This is a genomic window from Nocardia sp. NPDC005978 (assembly GCF_040614455.1).
Lineage (GTDB): Bacteria > Actinomycetota > Actinomycetes > Mycobacteriales > Mycobacteriaceae > Nocardia.
This window is the reverse complement of sequence record NZ_JBEXUS010000124.1, coordinates 1-22,535: the sequence shown is the minus strand read 5'-3', so window position 1 is coordinate 22,535 and position 22,535 is coordinate 1. Positions and strand designations below refer to the sequence as shown.

Annotated in this window: 28 protein-coding genes; 12 read left to right on the top strand and 16 right to left on the bottom strand. The window is 67.6% G+C overall.

The genetic code is table 11. The features are described from left to right. Positions 1–37 precede the first annotated feature (37 nt). Positions 38–346 carry a hypothetical protein gene (locus ABZ319_RS34755; protein WP_354990799.1) on the bottom strand — a complete coding sequence of 103 codons (309 nt, stop codon included), beginning with the start codon at positions 344–346 and terminating at the stop codon, positions 38–40. 240 nt (positions 347–586) lie between these two features. Here ABZ319_RS34755 and hemB point away from each other — a divergent pair, with 240 nt between their 5' ends. The 4 genes from hemB (at position 587) to ABZ319_RS34735 (ending at position 3,884) form a co-directional block, all read left to right on the top strand. Next, entirely contained in the window at positions 587–1,564 is a 978-nt protein-coding gene (hemB, locus tag ABZ319_RS34750) for a porphobilinogen synthase (protein WP_354990798.1), read from the top strand. 936 nt (positions 1,565–2,500) lie between these two features. Beyond that, the gene (locus tag ABZ319_RS34745) at positions 2,501–3,136 is read left to right on the top strand and encodes a hypothetical protein (protein ID WP_354990797.1); all 636 of its coding nucleotides are present in this window, start codon (positions 2,501–2,503) and stop codon (positions 3,134–3,136) included. Beyond that, on the top strand, positions 3,136–3,399 hold the full coding sequence (locus ABZ319_RS34740) for a hypothetical protein (protein WP_354990796.1): 264 nt from the start codon (positions 3,136–3,138) through the stop codon (positions 3,397–3,399). Before ABZ319_RS34745 ends, ABZ319_RS34740 begins: the two co-directional genes overlap by 1 nt. Positions 3,400–3,530: 131 nt before the next feature. Then, positions 3,531–3,884, top strand: coding sequence for a hypothetical protein (locus ABZ319_RS34735; protein WP_354990795.1), 354 nt, complete (start codon positions 3,531–3,533; stop codon positions 3,882–3,884). An 85-nt stretch (positions 3,885–3,969) separates the two neighbouring features. On the opposite strand, the gene ABZ319_RS34730 is transcribed toward ABZ319_RS34735, so the two are convergent. After that, the gene (locus ABZ319_RS34730; RefSeq protein WP_354990794.1) at positions 3,970–4,359 is read right to left on the bottom strand and encodes a hypothetical protein; all 390 of its coding nucleotides are present in this window, start codon (positions 4,357–4,359) and stop codon (positions 3,970–3,972) included. Positions 4,360–4,673: 314 nt separating this feature from the next. Between ABZ319_RS34730 and hemL the strand changes: the two genes are divergently transcribed. The 6 genes from hemL (at position 4,674) to ccsB (ending at position 11,336) form a co-directional block, all read left to right on the top strand. Next, positions 4,674–6,011: a glutamate-1-semialdehyde 2,1-aminomutase gene (gene hemL, locus ABZ319_RS34725; protein WP_354990793.1), complete on the top strand. Its 1,338-nt coding sequence runs from the start codon at positions 4,674–4,676 to the stop codon at positions 6,009–6,011. Positions 6,012–6,667: 656 nt separating this feature from the next. Continuing rightward, a complete protein-coding gene (locus ABZ319_RS34720; RefSeq protein WP_354990801.1) occupies positions 6,668–7,273 on the top strand; it encodes a histidine phosphatase family protein in 606 nt (201 codons plus the stop codon). After that, the gene (locus ABZ319_RS34715) at positions 7,270–7,905 is read left to right on the top strand and encodes a TlpA disulfide reductase family protein (RefSeq protein WP_354990792.1); all 636 of its coding nucleotides are present in this window, start codon (positions 7,270–7,272) and stop codon (positions 7,903–7,905) included. The genes ABZ319_RS34720 and ABZ319_RS34715 overlap by 4 nt, the downstream gene beginning before the upstream one ends. Before the next feature lie 5 nt (positions 7,906–7,910). Next, positions 7,911–8,744, top strand: a complete 834-nt coding sequence (locus ABZ319_RS34710) for a cytochrome c biogenesis CcdA family protein (RefSeq protein WP_354990800.1) — start codon at positions 7,911–7,913, stop codon at positions 8,742–8,744. 1 nt (position 8,745) lies between these two features. After that, on the top strand, positions 8,746–10,371 hold the full coding sequence (locus ABZ319_RS34705) for a cytochrome c biogenesis protein ResB (protein WP_354990791.1): 1,626 nt from the start codon (positions 8,746–8,748) through the stop codon (positions 10,369–10,371). After that, positions 10,371–11,336 (top strand): c-type cytochrome biogenesis protein CcsB, encoded by a 966-nt coding sequence (gene ccsB, locus ABZ319_RS34700; protein ID WP_354990790.1) that lies wholly within the window; start codon positions 10,371–10,373, stop codon positions 11,334–11,336. Before ABZ319_RS34705 ends, ccsB begins: the two co-directional genes overlap by 1 nt. Here the strand turns inward: ccsB and ABZ319_RS34695 are convergent. The 13 genes from ABZ319_RS34695 to ABZ319_RS34635 are packed head-to-tail and all read right to left on the bottom strand — an operon-like array spanning position 11,333 to position 19,649. Next, entirely contained in the window at positions 11,333–12,556 is a 1,224-nt protein-coding gene (locus tag ABZ319_RS34695) for a site-specific integrase (RefSeq protein WP_354990789.1), read from the bottom strand. The two genes, ccsB and ABZ319_RS34695, sit on opposite strands and share 4 nt — an antisense overlap. Continuing rightward, positions 12,553–12,756: a DNA-binding protein gene (locus ABZ319_RS34690; RefSeq protein WP_354990788.1), complete on the bottom strand. Its 204-nt coding sequence runs from the start codon at positions 12,754–12,756 to the stop codon at positions 12,553–12,555. Before ABZ319_RS34690 ends, ABZ319_RS34695 begins: the two co-directional genes overlap by 4 nt. 11 nt (positions 12,757–12,767) lie before the next feature. Beyond that, positions 12,768–14,474 carry a replication initiator gene (locus ABZ319_RS34685; RefSeq protein WP_354990787.1) on the bottom strand — a complete coding sequence of 569 codons (1,707 nt, stop codon included), beginning with the start codon at positions 14,472–14,474 and terminating at the stop codon, positions 12,768–12,770. Then, on the bottom strand, positions 14,474–15,160 hold the full coding sequence (locus tag ABZ319_RS34680) for a hypothetical protein (protein ID WP_354990786.1): 687 nt from the start codon (positions 15,158–15,160) through the stop codon (positions 14,474–14,476). Before ABZ319_RS34680 ends, ABZ319_RS34685 begins: the two co-directional genes overlap by 1 nt. Beyond that, positions 15,157–15,840, bottom strand: coding sequence for a DNA cytosine methyltransferase (locus ABZ319_RS34675; protein WP_354990785.1), 684 nt, complete (start codon positions 15,838–15,840; stop codon positions 15,157–15,159). Before ABZ319_RS34675 ends, ABZ319_RS34680 begins: the two co-directional genes overlap by 4 nt. Further along, positions 15,837–16,067: a hypothetical protein gene (locus ABZ319_RS34670; RefSeq protein WP_354990784.1), complete on the bottom strand. Its 231-nt coding sequence runs from the start codon at positions 16,065–16,067 to the stop codon at positions 15,837–15,839. Before ABZ319_RS34670 ends, ABZ319_RS34675 begins: the two co-directional genes overlap by 4 nt. Beyond that, positions 16,064–17,401, bottom strand: coding sequence for an FtsK/SpoIIIE domain-containing protein (locus ABZ319_RS34665; RefSeq protein WP_354990783.1), 1,338 nt, complete (start codon positions 17,399–17,401; stop codon positions 16,064–16,066). Before ABZ319_RS34665 ends, ABZ319_RS34670 begins: the two co-directional genes overlap by 4 nt. A 43-nt stretch (positions 17,402–17,444) precedes the next feature. After that, entirely contained in the window at positions 17,445–18,080 is a 636-nt protein-coding gene (locus ABZ319_RS34660; RefSeq protein WP_354990782.1) for a DUF2637 domain-containing protein, read from the bottom strand. Then, the gene (locus tag ABZ319_RS34655; RefSeq protein ID WP_354990781.1) at positions 18,077–18,418 is read right to left on the bottom strand and encodes a hypothetical protein; all 342 of its coding nucleotides are present in this window, start codon (positions 18,416–18,418) and stop codon (positions 18,077–18,079) included. Before ABZ319_RS34655 ends, ABZ319_RS34660 begins: the two co-directional genes overlap by 4 nt. After that, a complete protein-coding gene (locus tag ABZ319_RS34650) occupies positions 18,418–18,759 on the bottom strand; it encodes a WhiB family transcriptional regulator (protein ID WP_354990780.1) in 342 nt (113 codons plus the stop codon). Before ABZ319_RS34650 ends, ABZ319_RS34655 begins: the two co-directional genes overlap by 1 nt. Next, on the bottom strand, positions 18,752–18,931 hold the full coding sequence (locus ABZ319_RS34645; protein ID WP_354990779.1) for a hypothetical protein: 180 nt from the start codon (positions 18,929–18,931) through the stop codon (positions 18,752–18,754). The genes ABZ319_RS34650 and ABZ319_RS34645 overlap by 8 nt, the downstream gene beginning before the upstream one ends. Further along, positions 18,931–19,185, bottom strand: coding sequence for a hypothetical protein (locus tag ABZ319_RS34640; RefSeq protein WP_354990778.1), 255 nt, complete (start codon positions 19,183–19,185; stop codon positions 18,931–18,933). The genes ABZ319_RS34645 and ABZ319_RS34640 overlap by 1 nt, the downstream gene beginning before the upstream one ends. Then, positions 19,182–19,649 (bottom strand): hypothetical protein, encoded by a 468-nt coding sequence (locus tag ABZ319_RS34635; protein WP_354990777.1) that lies wholly within the window; start codon positions 19,647–19,649, stop codon positions 19,182–19,184. Before ABZ319_RS34635 ends, ABZ319_RS34640 begins: the two co-directional genes overlap by 4 nt. A 122-nt stretch (positions 19,650–19,771) precedes the next feature. On the opposite strand from ABZ319_RS34635, the gene ABZ319_RS34630 reads away from it, so the two are divergent. Both ABZ319_RS34630 and ABZ319_RS34625 read left to right on the top strand, forming a co-directional pair. Continuing rightward, complete coding sequence (locus ABZ319_RS34630; RefSeq protein ID WP_354990776.1) at positions 19,772–20,116, top strand: winged helix-turn-helix domain-containing protein; 345 nt, start codon at positions 19,772–19,774, stop codon at positions 20,114–20,116. Positions 20,117–20,259: 143 nt separating this feature from the next. Then, entirely contained in the window at positions 20,260–21,000 is a 741-nt protein-coding gene (locus ABZ319_RS34625; RefSeq protein WP_354990775.1) for a 2'-5' RNA ligase family protein, read from the top strand. Here ABZ319_RS34625 and ABZ319_RS34620 read toward each other — a convergent pair. Next, positions 20,993–22,294 carry a hypothetical protein gene (locus ABZ319_RS34620; protein ID WP_354990774.1) on the bottom strand — a complete coding sequence of 434 codons (1,302 nt, stop codon included), beginning with the start codon at positions 22,292–22,294 and terminating at the stop codon, positions 20,993–20,995. The two genes, ABZ319_RS34625 and ABZ319_RS34620, sit on opposite strands and share 8 nt — an antisense overlap. Between the last annotated feature and the right edge of the window lie 241 nt (positions 22,295–22,535).

The following is a 22,535-nucleotide window of genomic DNA, read 5'->3' as shown; positions in this document are numbered from 1 at the left end:
CCGGACGCCGCCCCTCCGGCGCCGGACCCGCACCGACTCAGCGTTGAGCCTGCATCATGCGCCGCACCATGCGGCAGGTGGCATCCGAAGGCCAGTGCACGCCAACGGATTCGGCGGTGTCGCGGATCTTGTCATTGGTGGCCAGGTCCGCGGCGAAGACGCCGGAATCGAGCATCGCGATGGCCAGGCGCATGGCCTTGAGCCGCCGATTGTGCTGGACGTACCAGGTGCGCGGCCGCCCCGCCGGCAGCGGCTGCTTGTACAGCGGCCGCCACGTGTGATCGATCGCCTCGCCCTTCTTGGGCACCGAGGTCTTGTCGGACATATTCGTTACGGCTGCCAGCATTGCCGATCCTCCCATCGCGTACCGGGTGCGGCCGGGGATCCAGGTGTTCGAATCCCCGCGCCAACCCGTCGAACACATCTTCGATTCTACCCGGGGGCACCGACAAAATCCGGTGCTGACCGTGGGCTACCTGGTACGACGCGAGCGCGCGGCGACGAGCCGCGACGGCGCGGGGGAGCGGTTCGCGGCCGGGGCACGGGCCGCGCGAACCCGCCGATCGCGCGGGCATATCATGCGACTATGACCGGAATGGACCGCCCGCGGCGGTTGCGCCGTACCCCCGCGATGCGCCGTCTGGTGGCCGAGACCACCCTGCAGCCGCGGCAACTGATTCTCCCGATGTTCGTGGCCGACGGACTCGGCGAGCCGCGCGAAATCTCTTCCATGCCGGGCGTTTACCAGCATTCGATGGATTCGCTGCGCAAGGCCGCCGTGGAGGCCGTCGCGGCCGGCGTGGGCGGGCTCATGCTGTTCGGCGTGCCGCGCGCGCAGGACAAGGACGCGCTCGGCAGCGGAGCCAGCGACCCGGACGGCATCCTCAACCGCGGTCTGCGCGCGCTGGTGCACGAGGTCGGCGGGTCCACGGTCGTCATGGCCGACACCTGCCTCGACGAATTCACCGATCACGGGCACTGCGGGGTGCTGAACGGCGACGGCGGCGTCGACAACGACGCGACCCTGCGCCGCTACGTGGAAATGGCGTTGTCCCAGGCCGAAACCGGCGCGGATCTGCTCGGTACCAGCGGCATGATGGACGGTCAGGTGGGTGCGATCCGGGCCGGTCTGGACGCGGCCGGGCACACCGACACTGGCATCCTGGCCTACGCGGCCAAGTACGCCTCGGCGTTCTACGGCCCGTTCCGCGAGGCGGTGGGCTCGTCCCTCGAGGGCGATCGCCGTACGTACCAGCAGGATCCGGCCAACCGGCGCGAGGCGATCCGCGAACTGCAGCTTGATCTGGCCGAGGGCGCGGACATCGTGATGGTCAAGCCCGCCATGTCTTACCTGGATATCCTGCGCGACGTCGCGGATCAGTCCACGGTGCCGGTCGCGGCGTATCAGATCTCCGGTGAGTACGCGATGATCACCGCCGCCGCGCAGAACGGCTGGATCGACCGCCGCGGCGCGATTCTGGAGTCCCTGCTGGGGATTCGGCGCGCGGGCGCGGACATGGTGCTCACCTACTGGGCCACCGAAGCCGCGCACTGGCTGGACTGAGACGCGGACCGCGCCCCGGCTGGAACGAACCGCGCACCGCGCGCCGGCTGGATCGAGCCGCGCACAGGCCGGATCGAGCCGCGCCGGCTGGACTGAGCCGCGCACTGGACTGACCGAGACGCGCACAGGTCGGATCGAGCCGCGCGGGCTGGACTGAGCCGCGCACTGGCTGGACTGAGACGCGGATCGCGCCCCGGCTGGAACGAACCGCGCATCGCGCGCCGGCTGGATCGAGCCGCGCACAGGCCGGATCAGCCGCGCGCCGGCCTGACCGAGACGCGCGCCGGCTGGATCGAGCCGCGCGCAGGCCGGATCCAGCCGCGCACGCCGCGCAGAAGCGGCGCCGGACTTGCTGAAGGCCGGTCAGGCGCGGCCGCGTCGTCGACAGGGCGGCGGATCGGCGACCGATGGACCGCGACGGCGTGCACACCGCGACCCTCGATCACCGCATGAGTGGCGTGGTGGCGGGCCATCCGGCGGGGGTGTCCATTGCTGTGAAGCGCAACCGCGCACTGCTGCCACGGATTTCGCCGGTTCGGCGCAGGTCGCGGCGACGGAGGGCACCCGTGCGCGGGGCGGTATCGCGATGCCGCCCTGTGGATTCGGGTTCGGGCGACCGTCCCGATGCACAATCCGGGGTGCGAAGTTTGTTACAAGCTTACTAACGGGTATGGTGAGGGCAGTCACAGAGAGTTCGGGAACCGGAAGTCGGTCGTCATGCGTTGTGCCATGGCGAGTTTGACTCCGGAGAGGCGGAGGCAACGATGCGAGTGGTGATCCAGCAGCCGCACAGCCTTCGGCGAGACGTGCTGGCATTCGGCCTACTTTTTCTTTTCGGCCTGCTCACCCTCGCCGTGCTGTTGATTCCAGGTCTGCTCGGCTAGAAACCGTGCACCTATCGCGCGGGCGGTCCGCGGCCCCCGCTAGGTTCTCGTTATGAGCGAGAAAGCCCCCGCCGTGCTGTTCTCCGAGCCCGGCGCGCGGTATCGCACCATCGCCTACGGGCCGGTGCTGTGCGGGATCATTCTGATCCTGGAGATCGTGCGCGGCGGCCCCCTGCACTGGTTCGGGCTGGTCTTCTGCTCCCTGCTGCTGGCGGGATTCGTCTGGTTGCAGGTGATCGCGGGCCGGCGGCACATCAGCGTCGAACTCACCACCGAGACCCTGCGCGAGGGCACCGAATCCCTCGCTGTGTCCGACATCGCGGCGGTGCTCCCGGAGATCGACGAGGACTCCTGGGATGATGAGGACTGGGAATCCGCGCGCGCCCTGGGCGAATTGACCGGGGTGCCGCGGCGGCGCAAGGGTATCGGCCTGAAACTGAAATCCGGGCAGCTGGTGCAGGCGTGGGCACGCGATCACCGTGTGCTGCGGGCCGAATTGACCGCGCTGGTCGAGGAGACTTCGGGTACAACGGCCGTGCAAGACCAGGTCGTGCCCCCGGGCGCGGCGGACGAGTCCGCGGCCGACGCCGCGGTCGCGAAGGCGACGGCGGACGAGACCGCGGCAGACCCCGCGGTGGCACTGGACAAGACCGCCGCGGGACGTGACGAGGAGAAGGAGGCGGGGTGATGCGGTTGCTCGCCGTACTCGCCGAGTTCGTGCTCGCACCGGTCCTCGCGGTCCTCGCGATCTGGTGCTGGCGCAACGGCATTCACACCGGATGGTTCCAGCCGGTCGGGGAATCCCCGGGCTTCGAGGCGACCCGCTATTCGGGGCCGTGGCTGGCGCTGTCCGCCGCCGTGATGACGGTCGCGGGGCTGGTGTTCATCGATCTGGTCGCCCGGGTTGTCCGGGTCGCGCGGGCCGCGCGAGTCGCGCGGGTCGCGCGCTGAGGCTTCCGGTTCGTGGCGTTCCCGAGGGCGTTCCGCGACGGTGACCGGGTGGCGTGAACACGCCGGACGCGGGCGCGCGAAGTCGTTGTTTCGCTGGTGAGAGCCGGTGGTATCGCCCGACAATGGGATACATGAAGCGTACGGATTCTCTGCAACGCGTCATCCTGGTCGTGCTCGCGGCGGGCTTCGCCGGTGCGGTGGCGGCCACCCCCGCCGTCGCGGGTGAGCCGGCGTCCGAAACCCGGATCGAAGCGCCGGCCGTCTTGCAGCGGGCCGTGTCGCCGGTTCGGTCCGCGTCCGCCACGAGCATTCCGCCGATCGCGAGCATCGATCGCGCGCGGCCGGTGGCGGCGGATGCGGTGCGGCCGGTGGGCCCGGACGTCCGGCCCGCCGCGTCATCCCTGCTCGATCTACTACCGGTGCAGCTGAACTGCCTGCTCAGCACCGGCTGGGCCGCTTTCTGCCTGGGACTGCCGCTGATCTGACCGCGGCCGGGCAGACACCGGATGTGCACTGTGCGCACCCGGCGTCCAGCCTCTCCGATGCGGTGTGAATCAGGCTGTGTGGCGACTACTTCCAGTTCTGGTAAACATCCAGCACCCGGCCGTTGCGGGTGCCGGGCGCGTTCAGGAAGATGGTGACCGTGCCGTCGGGATGATCGGCGGCCTCGGTCATCACCTGCCGCAGCGACGCGTGCACCGCGCCGTTCTGGTCCCTCGGGATGGTGGTCTCGGGATGCAGTCCCGCACCCATGCGGCTCAGCGGCACGAACATGCTGAACACCGCCGGGACCGGGCCGGCGGCGATGCTCGCGGTCTCCTCGTGGGAGAGCTGCACCCCGATTCGCCCCTGGTCCGGCTGCGCGATCGGCGTGCCCGCCGCAGCCGTCCCGGCCCCGCAGCACAGCGCACCCCCGGCCGCCGCCGCCACGATCGCCGCTCCGAAACCAATGCCCCGCATACCGTTCCGCCCTTCTCGACCGAGTTCGCTCCTGCCCCGCGAGATTACGCATCAGCAACCTCTCAGCGACCAAACTCCCGCTTTCCCGCTCCCGCGTGTTGCCCGCCCGGCCGCCGACTCGGCGCGTTTCGCGCCGCGCGGAGCCCCGGCGCGGCCGCCGCGGCGCACTGCGGATCGTTGTGGATGGACGCTGCGTACGGGTGTGGACGGACGCTGTGGATGGCTGTGGATGGATCGGGGTTCAGGGTGTGGGGCGGCACACTCTCCTACACCCTGTCGTCGACGGGGTTGCGGCGGCTGAGAGACTGGACGCCGTGAGTTCTTCTCCGCGTGTGACCCAGGCGTCGGTGCCGGTGTCAGCCCAGCTCTTCGAACGCGCCGCGGCGGTCATTCCGGGTGGCGTGAATTCACCGGTGCGAGCCTTCCACTCGGTGGGCGGCACCCCGCGTTTCATCGCGTCCGCGAGCGGGTGCACGCTCACCGACGCCGACGGCAACGAGTACGTCGATCTGGTGTGTTCCTGGGGTCCGATGATTCTCGGGCACGCGCACCCGGCGGTCGTGGAGGCGGTGCAGCGCGCCGCGGTCGGCGGCCTGTCCTTCGGCGCCCCGACGGCCGCGGAGATCGAGCTGGCCGAGGCCATCGCCGCGCGGGTCGATCCGGTCGAGCGGGTGCGCCTGGTCAATTCCGGTACCGAGGCCACCATGAGCGCGGTCCGGCTGGCGCGCGGTTTCACCGGCCGCTCCAAGATCATCAAGTTCAGCGGCTGCTACCACGGGCACGTGGACGCGCTGCTGGCCGACGCCGGGTCCGGCGTCGCGACCCTGGGCCTGCCCACCTCGCCCGGAGTGACCGGCGCGCAGGCGGGCGACACCATCGTGCTCCCGTACAACGATCTCGAAGCCGTGGCCGCCGCGTTCGCCGCGCATCCGGATCAGATCGCGTGCGTCATCACCGAGGCCGCGGCTGGCAACATGGGCGCGGTCGCGCCGCTGCCCGGTTTCAACGCGGGCCTGCGCGCACTCACGTCCGAGCACGGCGCGCTGCTGATCATGGACGAGGTGATGACCGGTTTCCGGGTCAGCGCCGCGGGCTGGTACGGCATCGAAGGCGTCGCGGGCGACCTCTACACCTTCGGCAAGGTCATGAGCGGCGGCCTGCCGGCGGCGGCGTTCGGCGGCCGCGCCGAGATCATGAACAAGCTGGCCCCGCTGGGCCCGGTCTATCAGGCGGGCACGCTGTCGGGTAATCCGGTCGCGGTCGCGGCGGGCCTGGCCACCCTGCGCACGGCGGACGCGGAGGTCTACGCGACGCTGAACAAGAACGCCGAGCGGCTGGGCGGACTGCTCACCGGCGCGCTGAGCGCCGAAGGCGTCCGGCATCAGGTGCAATTCGCGGGCAATATGGTGAGCGTGTTCTTCGCCGACACCCCGGTCACCGACTATGCCGCCGCCAAGGCGGCCGAGACCTGGCGTTTCCCCGCCTTCTTCCACGCGTTGCTGGACGCGGGCGTCTACGCGCCCCCGAGCGCGTTCGAAGCGTGGTTCGTGTCCGCGGCTCTCGACGAGGACGCTTTCGATCGCATCGCCGCCGCCCTCCCCGCCGCCGCGCGTGCCGCGGCCGCCGCCACTCCCGAAGGATCCGCCGCGTGAGTTCCCACCCCGAGTCCGGTCTGCCCGCCCCCGAGTCCGCGCCCCTCTCGCCCGGCGAAGCCGCCCGACTGCTGGACTCCATCCGCCAGACCGAGGCCGAACTGGCCGAGAGCGGCGAGGCAGCCGCCGTCGCCCCGAGCGAGTCCCGGTCCCAGCCGCCGGTGGACGTGCTGCTCGCCGTCGCCGCGGCCCTGGCCCCGGACGCCGATTCCACCACCGAGCGCACCGCCGGGTCCGAGACTTCCGCTGCCGGACCCGACGCGACCGCTGTGCATTCCGATGAGGCCGGTGAATCCGCCACCGCCGCAAGTGATTCCGAGTCCACTGTCATCGGTGATCTCGAATCCGCGGCCGTCATCGAGGCCGAGGAGATCGTGGCCGCGGTCGAGATCGAGCCGGTGACCGCGCCCGAGCCGGTCTCGGCCGAGGTCGAGTTCGTCCCCGTCGAGGAGGCGGCCGTCGCCGCCGACGTGGCCGACGCCGCGACCGAGTCTGTGAACGGTTCGGGCGACGCTGTCACCGCGACCGACTCCGTCGATGTCCCCTCGGAAGACGTTGCCCCGGAAGCGCTTCCCGTTTCCCCCGCGGCCCCGTCGACCAGCGGGCTCATCCTGCCCGGGTCGGTGGCCGACGACGTCGAGACCATCGTGCACGTCATGCGGCACGGTGAGGTGCACAACCCCAAGGGCATCCTGTACGGCCGTCTGCCGGGCTTCCAGCTGTCCACCACCGGGCGCGCGCAGGCGCAGACCGTGGCCCGCACGCTGGCCGGGCACGACATCGCGCTGGTGGTCGCCTCGCCGCTGCAGCGCGCGCAGGAGACCGCGGAACCCATTGCGGCGCATCACGGTCTGACCATCCGCACCGATGACAACCTCATCGAGGCGGGCAACACCTTCGAGGGTCTGCGGGTCTCCATCGGCGACGGCGCGCTGCGCAAGCCGCGGCACTGGTGGAAGATGCGCGACCCCTTCACCCCGTCCTGGGGCGAGCCGTACCTGCAGATCGCGCACCGCATGCTGGCCGCGGCGAACAAGGCCCGGGTCGAGGCGGCCGGGCGCGAAGCCGTGCTGGTCTCGCATCAGCTGCCGGTGTGGACGCTGCGCCGCTTCCTGCAGGGCCAGCGGCTCTGGCACGATCCGCGCAACCGGCAGTGCTCGCTCGCATCGCTGACTTCCCTGGTCTACCAGGGCGATACGCTGATCGACATCGTCTATTCCGAACCGGCGGGGGCCTCGGATCCCAAGGCGACGGGAGCATGACCCGCACCATCGCGTCCCGGCCCGGAGCACTCCGGCGCACGGTATCGATCCTGCTGGCGAGCGTCACCCTGGGGGCGGCGCTGGCCGGATGCTCGACAGCGGGCAAGGACGCGGTGGCGCAGGGCGGCACCTTCGATTTCGTCTCACCCGGCGGCAAGACCGACATTCGCTACGACCCGCCGAGTTCGCGCGGCACGATCGGCACGCTCTCCGGACCGGATCTGATGACCGCCGGAAAGACCGTGTCGGTCAGCGATTTCCCGGGCCAGGTCGTCGTGATCAACCTGTGGGGTCAGTGGTGCGGCCCCTGCCGGGCCGAAGCGCCCGCACTGGAACGGGTCTACGAGGCCACCCGCGACAAGGGCGTGGCCTTCCTCGGCATCAACGTCCGTGACAACCAGCAGGACAAGGCGCAGGATTTCGTCACCGACAACAAGGTCGGCTACCCCTCCATCTACGACCCGTCCATGCGCACGCTGCTCGCGCTCGGCGGCAAGTTCCCGACCAGCGTCATCCCCACCACGATCGTGCTCGACCGTGACCATCGGGTGGCGGCGGTGTTCCTGCGGTCGCTGCTGCAGGAGGATCTGCAGCCGGTGGTCGAGGAGATCGCGCGGGAGCCGAAGTCGTGAACTCGGTGAGTGTGCTTGCGAGCGTGGGTGATTCGTTCCAGGAGACCGCGGCGAGCGGCCCGCTGCTGCTCGCGCTCGGCGCGTGCCTGCTGGCCGGGCTCGTCTCGTTCGCGTCCCCGTGCGTGGTGCCGCTGGTGCCCGGCTATCTGTCGTACCTGGCGGGTGTGGTCGGCGCGGAGACACCGCCGGTGACCGTCGAATCCGCGAAACGTGACGCGGCCCAGCGCACGGCGACCGCCGAACGCTCGCGCGGCCGCCTGCGCGTGGCGGGCGCGGCCGGACTGTTCGTCGCCGGTTTCACCGTGGTGTTCGTGCTGGCCTCGGCGTCGGTGTTCGGCGCGATCCAGATGCTGAACGTGAACAGCGAACTGCTGCAGCGCATCGGCGGCGTGGTCACCATCATCATGGGCCTGGCGTTCATCGGCATGATCCCGGCGCTGCAGCGCGACACCCGCATGGAACCGCGCCGGATCAGCGGGCTGATCGGCGCACCGCTGCTCGGCGGGGTGTTCGCACTGGGCTGGACGCCCTGCCTCGGCCCCACCCTGTCCGGGGTCATCTCCGTCTCCGCGGGCACCGAGGGCAGCACCGCCGCCCGCGGCGTGGCGCTGACCGTGGCCTACTGCCTCGGGCTCGGCCTGCCCTTCATCATCCTGGCCTTCGGCTCGGCGACCGCGCTGCGCGGCGTCGGCTGGTTGCGCCGCAACTCCCGCACCATTCAGGTGATCGGCGGCCTGCTCCTGGTCGCCGTCGGTATCGCCCTGGTGACCGGGGCCTGGGGCGAATTCGTCGCCTGGGTCCGGGACGCCTTCGTCTCGAATGTGACCCTCCCGATCTGACATGACAACGACCATCGAATCCCCGGCCCCCGCCCGCCCGCCGCGCCAGTCCGTGCCGCGCCGGATCCTCGCGATCGCGCGCAACACCTGGCGCGGGCTCACCAGCATGCGCACCGCGCTGATGCTGCTGTTCCTGCTCGCGCTGGCGGCCATTCCCGGCGCGCTGCTGCCGCAGCGCAGCCTGAACCAGCAGAAGACCGAGCAGTACATCGCGGACCGGCCCACGCTGGGACCGTGGATGGATCGATTCCAGCTGTTCGACGTGTTCTCGAGCTTCTGGTTCACGGCCGTCTACGTGCTGCTGTTCGTTTCGCTGGTGGGCTGCATCCTGCCGCGCGTGTTCGATCACTACCGGGCGCTGCGCACGCCGCCGGTCAAGGCGCCGCGCAATCTGTCGCGGCTGCCGCATCACTATGCGGGCGAAGCGGATTCCGATGCCGACGCGGTGATCGCGCAGGCGCGCAAGCAATTACGCGGCTGGCGGACCGTGGTGACGCCCGGATCGCGCGAGGGCGAGATCACGCTCTCGGCGGAGAAGGGCTACACCCGCGAGGCCGGCAACCTGGTCTTCCACCTGGCGCTGGTCGGGCTGCTCGCGTCCATCGCGCTGGGCAAACTGCTCGGTTACGAGGGCAACGTGGTGGTCATCGCCAACGACGGGCCCGGCTTCTGCACCACCTCCCCTGCGGTCTTCGACTCGTTCCGCGCGGGCAACGTCGTGGACGGCACCGGGCTGACGCCGCTGTGCGTGCGGGTCAAGAACTTCAAGGCCGACTACCTGCCGAACGGGCAGGCCGAGATGTTCACCTCCGAGATCTCGTATCAGTCCGGCGGGGATCTGGACTCGAACACCTGGCGGGACACCACCATTCAGGTGAATCATCCGCTGCGCGTCGGCGGGGACCGGATCTACCTGCAGGGACATGGTTTCGCGCCGACCTTCACGGTGACCTTCCCGAACGGCCAGACCCGGACCGAGACCATCCAGTGGCGGCCGGACGACGCCACCACGTTCCTGTCCTCCGGGGTGCTGCGCATCGACCCGCCCGGCGGCATGTACCCGAACGAGACCGAACGGCGCAAGCATCAGATCGCGATCCAGGGCCTGTTCGCGCCGACCGCGATGCTGCACGGGTCGCTGCTGACCTCGGCGTTCCCGTCGATGCAGGATCCGGCGGTGGCCGTGGACATCTACGTCGGCGACACCGGGCTGGACACCGGGCGGGCGCAGTCGCTGTTCGCGCTCGATCCGGAGATGATCAAGCAGGGACGGCTCACCAAGGAGCAGCGCGCGAATCTCTTCGCGGGCGAGTCGGTGACGCTGGCCGACGGCACCAAGGTGAGTTTCGACGGTGCGCAGGAGTTCGTGAACCTGCAGGTCTCGCACGATCCGGCGCAGCAGTGGGTGCTGATCTCCGCGCTCACCATGATGGCCGGACTGCTGGTGTCGCTGTTGGTCAAGCGACGCCGTATCTGGTTGCGGGTGTACCCGGCGAGCGACCCCGAGGCAAAACGACGTACCGTAGTAGAAATGGGTGGATTGGCCCGCACCGACCAGGCCGGCTGGGGTGGCGAATTCGACCGACTGCGTGAACGGCTGCTGACCGAGAGCACGGGAGACAAGTAATGCCGATCGACGAGACCATCGCCTCCTACAGCGATCTCGCGTTCAAGTCGGCCATCGTGGTGTACGCGCTGGTCTGGATCATGCTGGTGTGGCAGTTCGCGGTCGCGCGGACCGCACCGCCGCGACAGCTGGTCACGGCCGGCGGCGGGGTGGACTCGGACTCGGTCACACCCGGCCGGGTCATCGAGGAACCCAAACGGCCGTTCGCCGAACGCCTGGGCGCCATGGGCTTCTCGGTGCTGTTCGTCGCGGTCGCGCTGCACCTGCTCTCGATCGTGTTGCGCGGCTTCGCGACCCACCGCTTCCCGCTCGGCAACATGTACGAGTTCACCAGCATGTCCTGTGCCGCAGCGGTTCTCATCGGCCTGGTGCTGCTGCGCGAGGAGCGGTACCGGGGCATGTGGGCGTTCCTGCTGACGCCCGTGCTGATCCTGCTGTTCCTGGCCGGCACGGTGCTGCACGCGGACGCGGCGCCCGTGGTGCCCGCGCTGAAGTCGTACTGGCTGCCGGTGCACGTGACCGTCGTGTCGATCGGCTCCGGCGTCTTCCTGGTCTCCGGCGTGGCCAGCCTGCTGTTCCTGTACCGCCTGCGCCAGCCCGCGGGGTCGGAATCCTCCGGCATCTGGGGCAACCTGGCCCGCCGCCTCCCCGACGCCGAGTCCCTCGACCGTCTGGCCTACCGCACCACCATCATCGGCTTCCCGATCTTCGGCGCGGGCGTGATCCTGGGCGCGATCTGGGCCGAGGCGGCCTGGGGCCGGTTCTGGGGCTGGGACCCGAAGGAAACGGTGTCCTTCATCGCCTGGGTCCTCTACGCGGCGTACCTGCACGCCCGCGCGACCTCCGGCTGGCGCGACACGAAAGCGGCGTGGATCAACATCGCCGGTTTCGTCGCGATGCTCTTCAACCTGTTCATCATCAACATCGTGGTCAGCGGCCTGCACTCGTACGCCGGCCTGAACTAAACGGTTTCTACCTGCGGATTCTCTCCCTCGGTCGGTGCGCTTGGTACCGGTCGAGGGCTATCTGTACGCAGTGGGTACGCAGTGAGGTCCGAACGCTCCCGGAGTACGGCGCCGACCGCAGCTCGCGTGGTCTCATCGGCGTCCGGCCACAGATGCGCGTAGTAGCGCAGCGTGGTGATCGCGCTGCCGTGGCGAAGACGAGCCTGCACCGCCTTGATGTCCGCGCCCCGGCGGATCAACAAGGATGCGTAGAAGTGGCGAAAGTCCTGAAAGCTGAACTCCTCCGGCAGCCCCGGAACCGCCGCTTTCGCCGCCCGCAGATGCCACGCAGTCACCCAGGGTGAGACCGGCTTACCGAATTCATCGCAGACCACCCGCTCACCAGGGAACCGCCGAACCGAGTCCCTGAGCAACTCCACCAGCTCCGCGGGGATCGGCACCGCGCTATCACTCGACTCGGTCTTCAACGGGCGCGCCGGCCACTGCTGACGAGGATGCACCACACCGGCGACGAGATCGACGTCATCGACCCGCAGGCCGGCCACCTCCGAAATGCGCAGCCCAGCGAATGCCCCCAGCAACACCGCCACCCGCAGATGCTCCGGCATCGCGTCATGCAGAGCCCAGACCTGCGAGGGCGTAGCCACGTACACCTTCTGCTGCCCCGTCTTCGGCGAAGTCCGACGCGAACACGGATTACGCGACAACAGCCCGTCGTGCATCGCGTCGCCGAGGATCTGCGACAACCTGGAATGCAGGCTATAGACATAGCTGTCGGCCAGTCCCTCGGCCTTGAGCGCCACCATCCACTTCTTCACCGTGGACGGCCGCACCGCCGACAGCTGATACGAGCCCAACCCCTCATTGATCTTCTTCACATGCCAGCCGGCCAAACCGACCGTCGTCTCCCGGTGATTGGCATACCCCTTGAGCCATTCGTTCGCCCACTGCTCAACGGTCCGCTGAGAATCCCGCGGCGCGACATGAGTGCCCTGCACCAACGTTGAGACCTGCGCATCGAGCCACGCCTGCGCATCCACCTTGCGCGCGAACCGCTTCGAATGCTCACCACTCACATCATCGACATAGCGCGCACGCCACCGCTTGCCCTTCCCGTGCAACTTGGAGGGCACACGGCGTGCCTTGTGATTCTCGTCCAGAACCTCTTTCGTCCAGAGATCTTCGACACCGGCACGACGATTACGGCGAACCCCACTCACGCTGCACCCCCGACGTTCTCGCCCTCTTGCTCGGCGATCCACGCCAGCACCACCGACTTGCGCCACACCCGCCGGCGCGCACCCAGCTTGAAGCTCGCCGGCCCACGTCCGACATGAGCCCACCACCGCCACGTTGCAGCCGGAATCCCCGTCAGCGCCTCACAATCGGAGGCACGAAGGTACCTCTCCTGTTCGTCCATCATGACCCCCTTTAGGCCGCTTCAGTGTGATGGATAGCCGAAATATGCTGCGGTGCAGCGCATCCGCCAGGCGGACCCTCGTCGATCGCGAGTCTGGCCATCATGTACTCGGCGCGTTCGTTGATGCGCCGAGTGACCAGTGCCATGACCAGATGCGAGCGTGGTGGCGCGTCCCGGTCGCTGGGGTGGACCGGGGCGATGCGCAGGTGCGAGGTATCGGGTTTGACGATGCCAACCTTGGCCAGTTCCTGGCGGACGAATTCCAGGCGGTCGGCCTTGTGGTCGGGGACGGTCTTGCCCGACCATTTGCCCGAGGCCAGGCAGCGGCGACCGGGCAGGCCGAGGGTGTCGCGGCGGTGCGCTTTGCTCCTGCACTTGCCCGGCTGAGTCTTCTCGCTGGCGCGCTTGGGAACGATGCCGTAGCGCAGCCACACTCCGCAGTGCGGCGCACAGGGGGTCTGCTGCAACTCCTGGTGCAGACGGTCGTAGTGTGCTGCGACGCGCGGTTGGTCGGTGTCCAGGACTTCGCCGATGGACTTGGTGAGGTATTTGGTCAGGTACTTGACCTTGACCTCCATTTCCTCACTGCCGCCCAGGATCTGGATCGGTTTGCACTGGCCACCGAACCGCATGGTGTGTGCGGGTTCGAGCTCATCGACCGAATCCATGACCTCCATGACCTGGTCCCAGTCCATGAGCGGCTTGCGGGTGCGGGGGTCAGTGAAAGTGCCGGCGGCGTGGTCCCACACCGGCATGTTCGTGTCCTCGTACACCGGAGTGTCGAAGTGCGGCCACCACACATTGACGTACGTGGCCGCGGTGACCTGGTAGAGGAGCTTGGCGGAGATCGAGCCGCGGATCGCGATGTGCAGGTGCGGGGCGCCGCGCTTCTGCGGTTCGACCGTGGCGAAGTACTGCACGTTCCAGCCCACCGCGCGCCGCAAATTCTGGATCCACCGATCGAACAACCGCGCCAGGTGGATCGTGTCCCGTGCCTGCCGGCGGTAGTCGTACGACTGCGGGTCGCGCGGAGAACCGTCCGAGACCATCAGCCCGGTCTCGGGATCGCGGACCCGATTGATGGCCCCGAACGAGTCCAGGGTGAGGGTGAAGAACGTCGACGGCTGGTACTTGCCGTTCGCGTAGGTGGCGCCGACCGTGAGTTTCTTGTCGACCTTTTTGCGTGGCAGGTCCGGCACGTCGTCGCGGCGCCGGGTGGACTTGGCCTTGCGACGCGGTCTCGGATCCAGCGGCGGGAACTGACCGCGGACCCCGAGCTCACGCAGTTCACGATCGAGCTCGATCACCTGGTCTTTGATCGCCTGTGCCAGTTCATCGTTCCCGTCCCCGCGGGCATCGTGGTAGTCGGTGAACAAGGTCGCGCGGGCCGCCAGAATCTCTCGCTGAGCATCGGTGGGCTCAGTGGCTTCATCGGTGGGTTCGTGCGCGGCGCACCAGCCTTCGCGCAACTGGGTCATGCGCAGCCACCGGTTAGCCTTGGCGCACGCCGGGCACACCGAGTCCACAGTGGCCTTGCACGGGGCGCCCACGTAGGACGTGCGCGAGGTGATCGGATCGAACGCCCGCATCGGCACCACCCGAGCGCACACCCCAACCTTCTCGGCCGCCGACTCGGCGATGCCGGCGATATCGGGCATCGCGCGCCGCGCAGCCGCGGTCTGGTGCGTCGTGGACACACCCACCACAGGGGCGCTCATCAGGCCACACCCTTACGACGAGGAAGCTCACGCGGCAGGCCCGCGAAGCGAGACCCGCTGTCGGACAGCACGATCGGCGCAGCCAGCGGATCGCCGTAGCGGAAGATCAGCACGAGCACCGCAGGTCCATCGACCATGACCCGGCACTCCGCAGCACCGAACGCATGAGCCATCCGGACCGCGGCGCTCTCGTAGTCCGCAGGCGACTGACCTGGGAGCATCCGCACCCGCACCCGGTCCAGATGTTCGCCGACCGCCAGGACGCGTAAGCCCGGGACAGACCGTCGGTACGGCGAAGGATCGGTGAGCCCGCACGCGGTCAGGATCGAGGCCCAGCGGCGCCGGTACCGGAACCACGCCAGGAACCGGCGCCGGGCACGGGCGGTGACGAACCGGTGGAACGAGACCGGAGCGGCGAGCCGCCACAGCAGCAACTCGGCCAAGCTCAGGGCGGCGACCCCGAGGCCGAACGGCCATCCCAGGTACCAGGCGGCAGCTACGGCCAGTGCGAGCGGGGCGGAGACCATCGGGAACAGGAGCGTCCACCACGCCATGGTCAGCACCGCCGCCAGGAGGTAGCCGACGAGCTGAGCAACCGCGAGGAACACCGCTTCGGCGGGACCGGAATCGGTGGACGGGGCCGTGGAGGTGGCCGTGGAGGCGTAGTGAGGGCTGCGGGTGCTCATGCCGCGACCTCCGCGCCAGCAGTGATCGAAGCGCTGAGGTGCGTGCCGAGCCACGTGGTGTATGCGGGCGGGATCGCTTCGGCCAGGCTGCGCCGATCGGCGGTCCAGTCGATGCCCATGGCGTCCTGCCACTGAGCGATCGAACCCTTCCCGCCGCCGCAGCCGTACACCGCCACATACGGGCCGTCGTAATGCCGGCCATGCCGATACCCGGACACCCGACCCCGGTGCGGCAGGTGCGTCGGGGTGGGGGCCGTCCAGCCGCCCAGCTCGAACACGCGGTGGCGAATCACGTTGAGCCCGAACATTTCCCCGCACAGCAACACGTCCCGACGCAGCTTAGCGCCCAGGACGTTCTCCAGCACCCACGGCCGGCCGCATGCGATCAGCGCGGCCCGCATGTCGGGGATCAGTTGCGGATACTTGTGTGCCATCGCCTGATTGGTGCCGGCGGTCAACGTGGACGATGCCTGGCACGGCGGGGAGGCGTGTACGGCGTCGAACTCGTGACCGTGGGCAGCGAGGAACTCCAGCGCGTCGCCCCGGTGGAATTCGAACGGGTAGTCCGGTTGGGCGGCGATGTCCACGCCGACCACGTCGAAACCGGCGCGGTGGTAGCCGACAGCGGCCCCGCCGGCGCAGCAGCACAGGTCGAGCAGTCGAGGTCTGATGGTATTCACTTCGAGGTTCCTTCGCTGTCGTCGCTGGTGCGGGCGGGCGGCATTTGCAGGTCGACGTAGACCCGCACACCCGGCCGGGGATCACGGTCGCCGCGGCGGGGCTTGCGGTTCGGGTAGGGGGTTTCGTCCACCACGAGGCGGAACTGCTTGGCCGCCAGCAGGGTCGCGAGGACCATGGTGATGTCGCCGAGGTCACCCGAAAGACGCAGTTGCACAGTGCGATTCATGCCGCCACCGCCGGACCCGCGTAGCCGTCACCGGGGATGTCGTCGTCGCCGAGGTCGTCGGGGTCGAAGCCGGTGTAGTCCTCTGCCGGGCCGGTGATCTCCGGCGCCGGGGAGTAGGCGTCCACGATGGCGTCGGCGTCGTCATCGCTGACCCAGAACGCGCGGACCCGTACGAATTCGGTGGTGCCGTCTTCGCCGACGTAGCCGACACCGGGGGTGGTGTCGGTGATCTCGTGGCAGCGGGCACCGCGGTCTTTCGCGCCTTGGCCGTGGACCATGGCGTTCTGGGTCGGCTCGTCCAGGCGCAGGCCGACCCGGACCGGGAATAGTTGCCGGTTGGGCATGGTCTCTTTGGACGGGTCCTGCAGCGCGGCGATCACCGTGACGCCGGCGGCGCGGCCCTTGGACAGCAGCTGCCCGATCAGGACGCGGAACTTCTCCTGGTCATCGCGGGTGGCGTAGGAGGACAGCGACGCGGCCTCATCGATGATGATCAGAATCAGCGGTTCATCGACGCTCGGGACCAGCTTGCGGATCCCGGCGGCGCGCATGCGGGCCAGGCGCTCGTCCATCTCCGCGGCTGCTTCGGTGAGCATCGCCAGAATGCCAGCGGAGTCGATCGCGAACCGGGTGAACAACCGATCCGCACCGCGCCCGAACTCCGCACCGCCCTTGGGATCCCCGAGCCGGACATCGACCAGCTTGGCTTTGATCGCGGGGCCGACCGCGTTCAGGACCGACCACAGCACCGAGCCCTTACCCGATCCGGTGGCGCCGGCGAGCAGGATGTGCGAGTACAGGATTCGCAGCAGCCACGGTTCGCCGTCCTCGCGGATCCCGATGTGGGCTGCCTCCAGGTCCACGCCCTTGTGGACCGTGACCGGCGTCGTTGCCGGTTCGGCGAGAGTGTCGTGCACTCGCACCTGGAGACGAACCCAGCTCGGAGCAGGCGAGGTCACGGTGACCTGCTCCGCCCCCAGATAGGTGGCCAGTTGGGACCGGATGCCGTCGTTGGCCCAGTCCTCGAACTTCTGACCGCCCATCATCAACACGTCGACGTGCAGACCGTGACGGTCGTAATCCCAGCGATCGACCAGCGGGAACCCGGTGTCGAAGGAGCCGAGTTTGAGGTTTGCCAGCATGACATCGGTCTGCTCGGGATCGGCGAGCAGGTAGACCGCGTGCCGCAAGCAGGCCGGGGCCGCGGCCACATAGTCGGCGGCGGTGATCTCGGCCGGCACTTTGCGGTGCCACGGGCCGGGCGTGACCCAGAACCCGAACGCGGTGGCCGCGGCGATCGGAACGCCGACTTGGATGAGGGACGACAACGACATGAGAACCCCCGAGGGTGTGAAAGACGAACTGGAAAAGGGAAGGTCAGGGCCGAGTGACCGGAAGTAGCGGCGGCCCAACGGGAATCGAGATTGGCCTGGTGCGCGGTGGCGGGTTGACCGCGACCTGCATGGCGACCATCGGCGGATCGGGTAGCGGGGTGAGGTCACGGACGTCCGCCAGGACCGCGACCGGATCGGCGACCGGTTCCGGCACCGCAACGGACTCGGCCACAGGCTCAGCAGCAGGCGACGGAGCGACGGGGGCCGGGATCGGTTGGGGCGCACGCAGGATCAGGACCAGGCCGTGCACGTCCACCAGCAGCGCGATCGGCGCGACCGCGGCGACCACGGCGCAGGCCCACACTGGCAGCCGGTCACCGGGGACGACCGCGTGTACGGCGTTGCCGGCGATGCTGACCGCGGTGCCGATGCCGAGGACCCAGGAGAACCATTTACGGACGGCCGGGTCGGTGGTGACCAGTGCCATCACGGCGGCGATGGCGGTGGTGATGTCGATGATGACCGGGAACAGCCAGGCATCGCCAGCGGGGATGCGGGCCATGACCGCGAGTTCGCGCAGGGTGACGAAGGAGAGCCGGAAGGCCGCCAACCCCACGGTGAGGATGGCGGCCACGGCCAGCGCGCGCACTACGAGCGTGGCCGTGACCTTGGTGCTCATCGTTCAACCTGTCCGATCTCGCAGAACAGCCTGCACAGCTCCGTGCCCGAGGGCAGCGGCGGCTCCTCGCACAGGAACCGGCAGCCCGGCTCGCTGGTGGCCGGTGGCGGGATCGCCGGAATCGTCAGAGGCGTCGGGTCGCAGAACATCACGCACGGCGCCGCCGATCCGGACGGATCCGAGATCAGCACCGTGTCCGAGACCACCGGTGCCGGGTCAGGGCGTTCCCCGAAGGTCAGCAGCATCGCTGCGGCCGGGACGGCCGTCACCACCGACAGGAGCCCGAGGACGAATCCTGTTGCCGCGACCGGGTTCACGGTCGGCTGGTCGGTGCCCATCACGCCGCCACCTGCCCGCTCTCGGGGTAGTGCCGCACCTGGCGGACACAGGCCCGACCCGTCGCGGCCACCGCATCCAACCGGGCCAGTCCTTCACGCCGGGTCTGCGCCAGTGCCCGGTCCGAGGGCAGCCACACCGACGCCACCACGCAATCGGCGATATCGGTCCGGCCCGCCCACTCGGCGCACGAGGCCAGCACCGGGCACGAGTTGCACACCCGGATCGCCACGTCGGCCTGAGCGCGGGTGAGCGGGAAGAACACCTCGGTGTCCATGCCGGCGCACGCCCGGTTCGGCCAGTCATGCGGGTCGGAGCCGTTGCCGGCCAGTCGATCACGCATCGGGATCACCGCTTTCGGGGACCGCGAACAGGTCCATTTGGCCCTCGCACACCCACGAGCGGGGGATGTCCTTGGCGCGGCGCGAACGGTCGGACTTGACCGGCTGCTCCGCGGCGACCATGACGTTCTGGCGGGTCTTGCGGGCACGCACCCGCTGCTCCGAGGTCGACATCACGGCACCGCTTCCGGGCTCGAATTCTTCAGCGCCGCAGCGTGTTCGACCAGCGCCACCGCGAGGGCGTTCATCAGCGTTTCGGCTTCGGCGATGTCCAGGCTCATGGTCACATCCACGCCCTCGAACGCCACGTACACGCTGGCGGGCACCGACTTCGTGTAGCCGGTCGGCGCCGTCCATTCGTGCGACGGCCGGTACTCGGCCTTGCGCAAGCCCTCCCCGAGCATGGAGGTGTGGAAGAACGACATCACGCGACCGCCTTGCCATCACGCGCCGGACGCGAGGCCGGAACGTCCGCCGGCGGCTGCTTCGAGCCCGAGGTGTCGCCCTCGAACCCGGTGGCGCGCACGTTCCAGCCGATCGACTTGTACTCACCGTTGCCGACGATCTTCGGCTTGACCTGCAAGCCCTCCAGCCGGACCGGGGTCACGCCCGGCAGCACCGGCTGCGCCGAGGGCACCGGCATCACATCGGCCACGAACACCACATCGAACGTGGAGTTCTTCGCGCCCATCCCGGTCGGATCGGCCACCGTGCCCTTCCACAAGAGCTTTCCGGTACCGCGGCCCTCATCGTCCAGATCCAGACGCTGACGCTTGGGCGCGTTGCGATCCGAGCTGAACTCGGCCAACGGCTCGATCTGCCCCAGCAGCACCGCACCGTTCTCGAACATCTCATCGTGCGCCGGCCGCAACCACGCGTTCTTGAGCGACATATTTCTGACTCCTTGCTTGTTGGTTGATATAGACCACCATAGGGCACCATAGGGTGGCGATCAATAGTTTCGACGGATCTGCGCTATGCCGCCATAGAGCAAGAGCGTTTACTCTTGCTGGTATGAGTGCCGCGAAGAGCGCCCGAGCGCCGTATCAGCAGGTCGTGGACGACTATCGACGCAAGATCGAGTCCGGCCAGTTGAAGGCGGGCGACCGCATACCTTCGCAGCGGGCGATCGCAGATGAATATGGGATCGCGCCGATGACAGCGGCAAAAGCGGTCAGGGCGTTGTGTGATGACGGCTGGGCGTCTGCAGTGCCTTCGTTGGGTGTCTTTGTCGCGGATGACATCCCGGCCGGCGCATCAGCGGCGTCACTCCGCGACGAGGTCAGCGAGCTGAGGTCGATCGTTACGGACCTGACCAGGCGAGTCGAGCAGATCGAAACTGGCTCTGCGGGTGAGTGATTCGCATGGTCGGCAACGGGCATGTCTCCAACTCCTGTCTTCCTGAAATGCCTTGCCTCATCAGGAAACCGGAATTTGAGCAGGTCGAACAGCGCGCATGCCGGGGGAACATGACTCACGGGGGGCACACGTAGTCTGGTCGGGTGCAGACCAACTCTGACTCAGTGCCTTCGAGTGAACGCGTCGCATCCGGGCCGTTCCCGGAATCGGCCCCAGGGTCGGTTTCGAGCCCGGAATCCATCCGCCAGAACGACTGGGAAGCCTTCTGTGGTGTTGACACTATGGAGGACCATTGGTCGCGTAGCGTCTGGGCCGCCGGCCAGGAAACCTATTTCTGGTATCTGACGTTCGACAACCCAGAGTTATCCCGAGCTGCCGAACAATGCCAGCTTGAGCTCGGCGCAGTTGGTTTGGACCATGTGCCAAGCGACGGATTGCATCTCACTCTATCGAAGATCGGAAATGCTGACCGAGTCAGGACCGATCAAATCGGCGCAATAGTAGAAGCGGCCAGGAACGAACTGGCGCTAATTAAGCCGTTCGACCTCAGCGTGGGCCCGCTTGCTGGTTCACGTGGCGCGATCCGATTCTCAGTATCGCCGTGGTCCGAAATTCTCGATATTCACCGAGCTGCAACCTCGGCGACCTTGGATGTTATTCCCGATCTGAGAATTGCAGACACTAAATCGTTCCGTCCGCACATTGGAATTGCCTACAGCAATAGGCGCCAGACTGCGAAACCCCTGATATCGAGCGTGTCTCGGCTTCGAGATTTGACTCCGATCGACGTGCGGGTTGAAAGTGTCGAAATCGTCCGTCTCCGGCGCGAATCGAACGCCTATCGTTGGACAAACGTCGAGTCGTTTCAGCTCGGATCTAGCTAGGAGTGATGGCCGGTGCCGAGAATTCGCGAACTCGGTCAGCCCAGTCCCGGAGATTTGCTCGATAGTCATGCGCGCCGCTTGCATCAAATGGGCTTGTCGCCGAGCCAAACTCGTGAGCGCGCTGCCAGACGGAACGAATTGGTCGCTCCTCTGAATATGTCAGCGCCTGAAAACCTAGCTCGACCGCTTGCTCCACATCGGGGCTCTTGGACTTGATCAGTGCGGTTGCGATGTCGAGACGAACCAACGACCGGCTCCAGACCGAATCGGACTCATCAACCAGTGACTCCACTTGGTGACCATACTCAAGGGTCCGGCCAAATTCCCCCACGGCCAAATATGCGGTTGCTGCGTTTGCAGCTAATCTAGCGTGACTATAAGTTTCAAAAGTCAGCGCCGGTGACAGTCCGGCTGGGGTAACGAGGTGTTCGCAAAGGTGGTCTGCGCGGCTGATGGCCGAATGAACACCAGTGACATCACCCATCTTCCCTCGCGCTCGCGCTAAACCATTCGACAACAAACGTATTGCCTGTGGACCGTCTGAGGCATAAAGCAATCCTTCTTCGGCCAGCGTTGCAGCAAGATCATACTTTCCCATGTAGTAGGCGCAGAAGCTCTCCGTGCCCCGGACCCATGCTTGCAAATGCCGATCATCCAGGAGGGTAGCGATTTGGAACGCCTCCCTTGCATACATCTTGGCGTGAGAGAATCGACCCCGATTAACAGCCATATAGCTAAGCATGCCGGATAGCTTGGTGGCCATCTCATAGAGTCGAACCATTTGTCTCGGATGCTGTCGTTGGCGCAGCAGCTCATCGATTCGCCTTCGAAGTGCAACGACCTCCGGCGCGAGCCGCTTTGGCCCCTCTACCTCGTACCGGTCGAGGATGTCCGCAACCGCGTAGTCGACGATATCGAGTACGGGATCGTCTACATCAATTTGCCCCAGCCATTGCAGCCGCTGCGAGATTGCAAGAGGGCTTTCGAAGGCCTCAGTTAATACAGGAGTCTGTTCCTGGCTTAGCAGGATATCTGGGTAGCCGATATCAGCAGGCCGCAGATCTCTGTCTAGCTTCTGCCCCAAAACCGCCAGGATGACACGGCAGGATCGCTCGTTCGGCTGAGCAACAACACCGTCCATCCACTTCTTGACGAGCCCGTGCCGAGTGGACAACTCTGGACCACCGTCGGTTCGGCTGTAGTCCTGCATGCGCTTGGCCAGCCCCGTGGCGGTGACACCCGCCTCCAGCATCACGGCCGTCAACTTCATGTTCGCCTGCGGAGCTCGTGCCATAGACATCCACCTCGGTCTCCCCGCGAACAGTGTCAGATCAAGTATTGGCAGGGAAGATCCACTTGCGCAAGGAATTTCGCCGCTATGTAGACCCCGTGGGGCTTCACTTCCAGTGGACGCGTGCAGTGCGACGTCGTGTGACCGACAGGTTCGCTACAGAACGATGAGCACCGCGTCTCGTTGCTGAATTTCGCTATATAGGTTCAAGGCGGCGCACGCGGGCGGACGGGCGCTGCGCGCC

What these genes read in the sequence shown, in the direction of transcription:
- ABZ319_RS34755 (WP_354990799.1), bottom strand. Translation starts at nt 346, where the DNA reads ATGCTGGCAGCCGTAACGAATATGTCCGACAAGACCTCGGTGCCCAAG.
- hemB (WP_354990798.1), top strand. Translation starts at nt 587, where the DNA reads ATGACCGGAATGGACCGCCCGCGGCGGTTGCGCCGTACCCCCGCGATG.
- ABZ319_RS34745 (WP_354990797.1), top strand. Translation starts at nt 2,501, where the DNA reads ATGAGCGAGAAAGCCCCCGCCGTGCTGTTCTCCGAGCCCGGCGCGCGG.
- ABZ319_RS34740 (WP_354990796.1), top strand. Translation starts at nt 3,136, where the DNA reads ATGCGGTTGCTCGCCGTACTCGCCGAGTTCGTGCTCGCACCGGTCCTC.
- ABZ319_RS34735 (WP_354990795.1), top strand. Translation starts at nt 3,531, where the DNA reads ATGAAGCGTACGGATTCTCTGCAACGCGTCATCCTGGTCGTGCTCGCG.
- ABZ319_RS34730 (WP_354990794.1), bottom strand. Translation starts at nt 4,359, where the DNA reads ATGCGGGGCATTGGTTTCGGAGCGGCGATCGTGGCGGCGGCGGCCGGG.
- ABZ319_RS34720 (WP_354990801.1), top strand. Translation starts at nt 6,668, where the DNA reads ATGCGGCACGGTGAGGTGCACAACCCCAAGGGCATCCTGTACGGCCGT.
- ABZ319_RS34715 (WP_354990792.1), top strand. Translation starts at nt 7,270, where the DNA reads ATGACCCGCACCATCGCGTCCCGGCCCGGAGCACTCCGGCGCACGGTA.
- ABZ319_RS34705 (WP_354990791.1), top strand. Translation starts at nt 8,746, where the DNA reads ATGACAACGACCATCGAATCCCCGGCCCCCGCCCGCCCGCCGCGCCAG.
- ccsB (WP_354990790.1), top strand. Translation starts at nt 10,371, where the DNA reads ATGCCGATCGACGAGACCATCGCCTCCTACAGCGATCTCGCGTTCAAG.
- ABZ319_RS34690 (WP_354990788.1), bottom strand. Translation starts at nt 12,756, where the DNA reads ATGGACGAACAGGAGAGGTACCTTCGTGCCTCCGATTGTGAGGCGCTG.
- ABZ319_RS34685 (WP_354990787.1), bottom strand. Translation starts at nt 14,474, where the DNA reads ATGAGCGCCCCTGTGGTGGGTGTGTCCACGACGCACCAGACCGCGGCT.
- ABZ319_RS34680 (WP_354990786.1), bottom strand. Translation starts at nt 15,160, where the DNA reads ATGAGCACCCGCAGCCCTCACTACGCCTCCACGGCCACCTCCACGGCC.
- ABZ319_RS34670 (WP_354990784.1), bottom strand. Translation starts at nt 16,067, where the DNA reads ATGAATCGCACTGTGCAACTGCGTCTTTCGGGTGACCTCGGCGACATC.
- ABZ319_RS34665 (WP_354990783.1), bottom strand. Translation starts at nt 17,401, where the DNA reads ATGTCGTTGTCGTCCCTCATCCAAGTCGGCGTTCCGATCGCCGCGGCC.
- ABZ319_RS34660 (WP_354990782.1), bottom strand. Translation starts at nt 18,080, where the DNA reads ATGAGCACCAAGGTCACGGCCACGCTCGTAGTGCGCGCGCTGGCCGTG.
- ABZ319_RS34655 (WP_354990781.1), bottom strand. Translation starts at nt 18,418, where the DNA reads ATGGGCACCGACCAGCCGACCGTGAACCCGGTCGCGGCAACAGGATTC.
- ABZ319_RS34650 (WP_354990780.1), bottom strand. Translation starts at nt 18,759, where the DNA reads ATGCGTGATCGACTGGCCGGCAACGGCTCCGACCCGCATGACTGGCCG.
- ABZ319_RS34645 (WP_354990779.1), bottom strand. Translation starts at nt 18,931, where the DNA reads ATGTCGACCTCGGAGCAGCGGGTGCGTGCCCGCAAGACCCGCCAGAAC.
- ABZ319_RS34635 (WP_354990777.1), bottom strand. Translation starts at nt 19,649, where the DNA reads ATGTCGCTCAAGAACGCGTGGTTGCGGCCGGCGCACGATGAGATGTTC.
- ABZ319_RS34630 (WP_354990776.1), top strand. Translation starts at nt 19,772, where the DNA reads ATGAGTGCCGCGAAGAGCGCCCGAGCGCCGTATCAGCAGGTCGTGGAC.
- ABZ319_RS34620 (WP_354990774.1), bottom strand. Translation starts at nt 22,294, where the DNA reads ATGGCACGAGCTCCGCAGGCGAACATGAAGTTGACGGCCGTGATGCTG.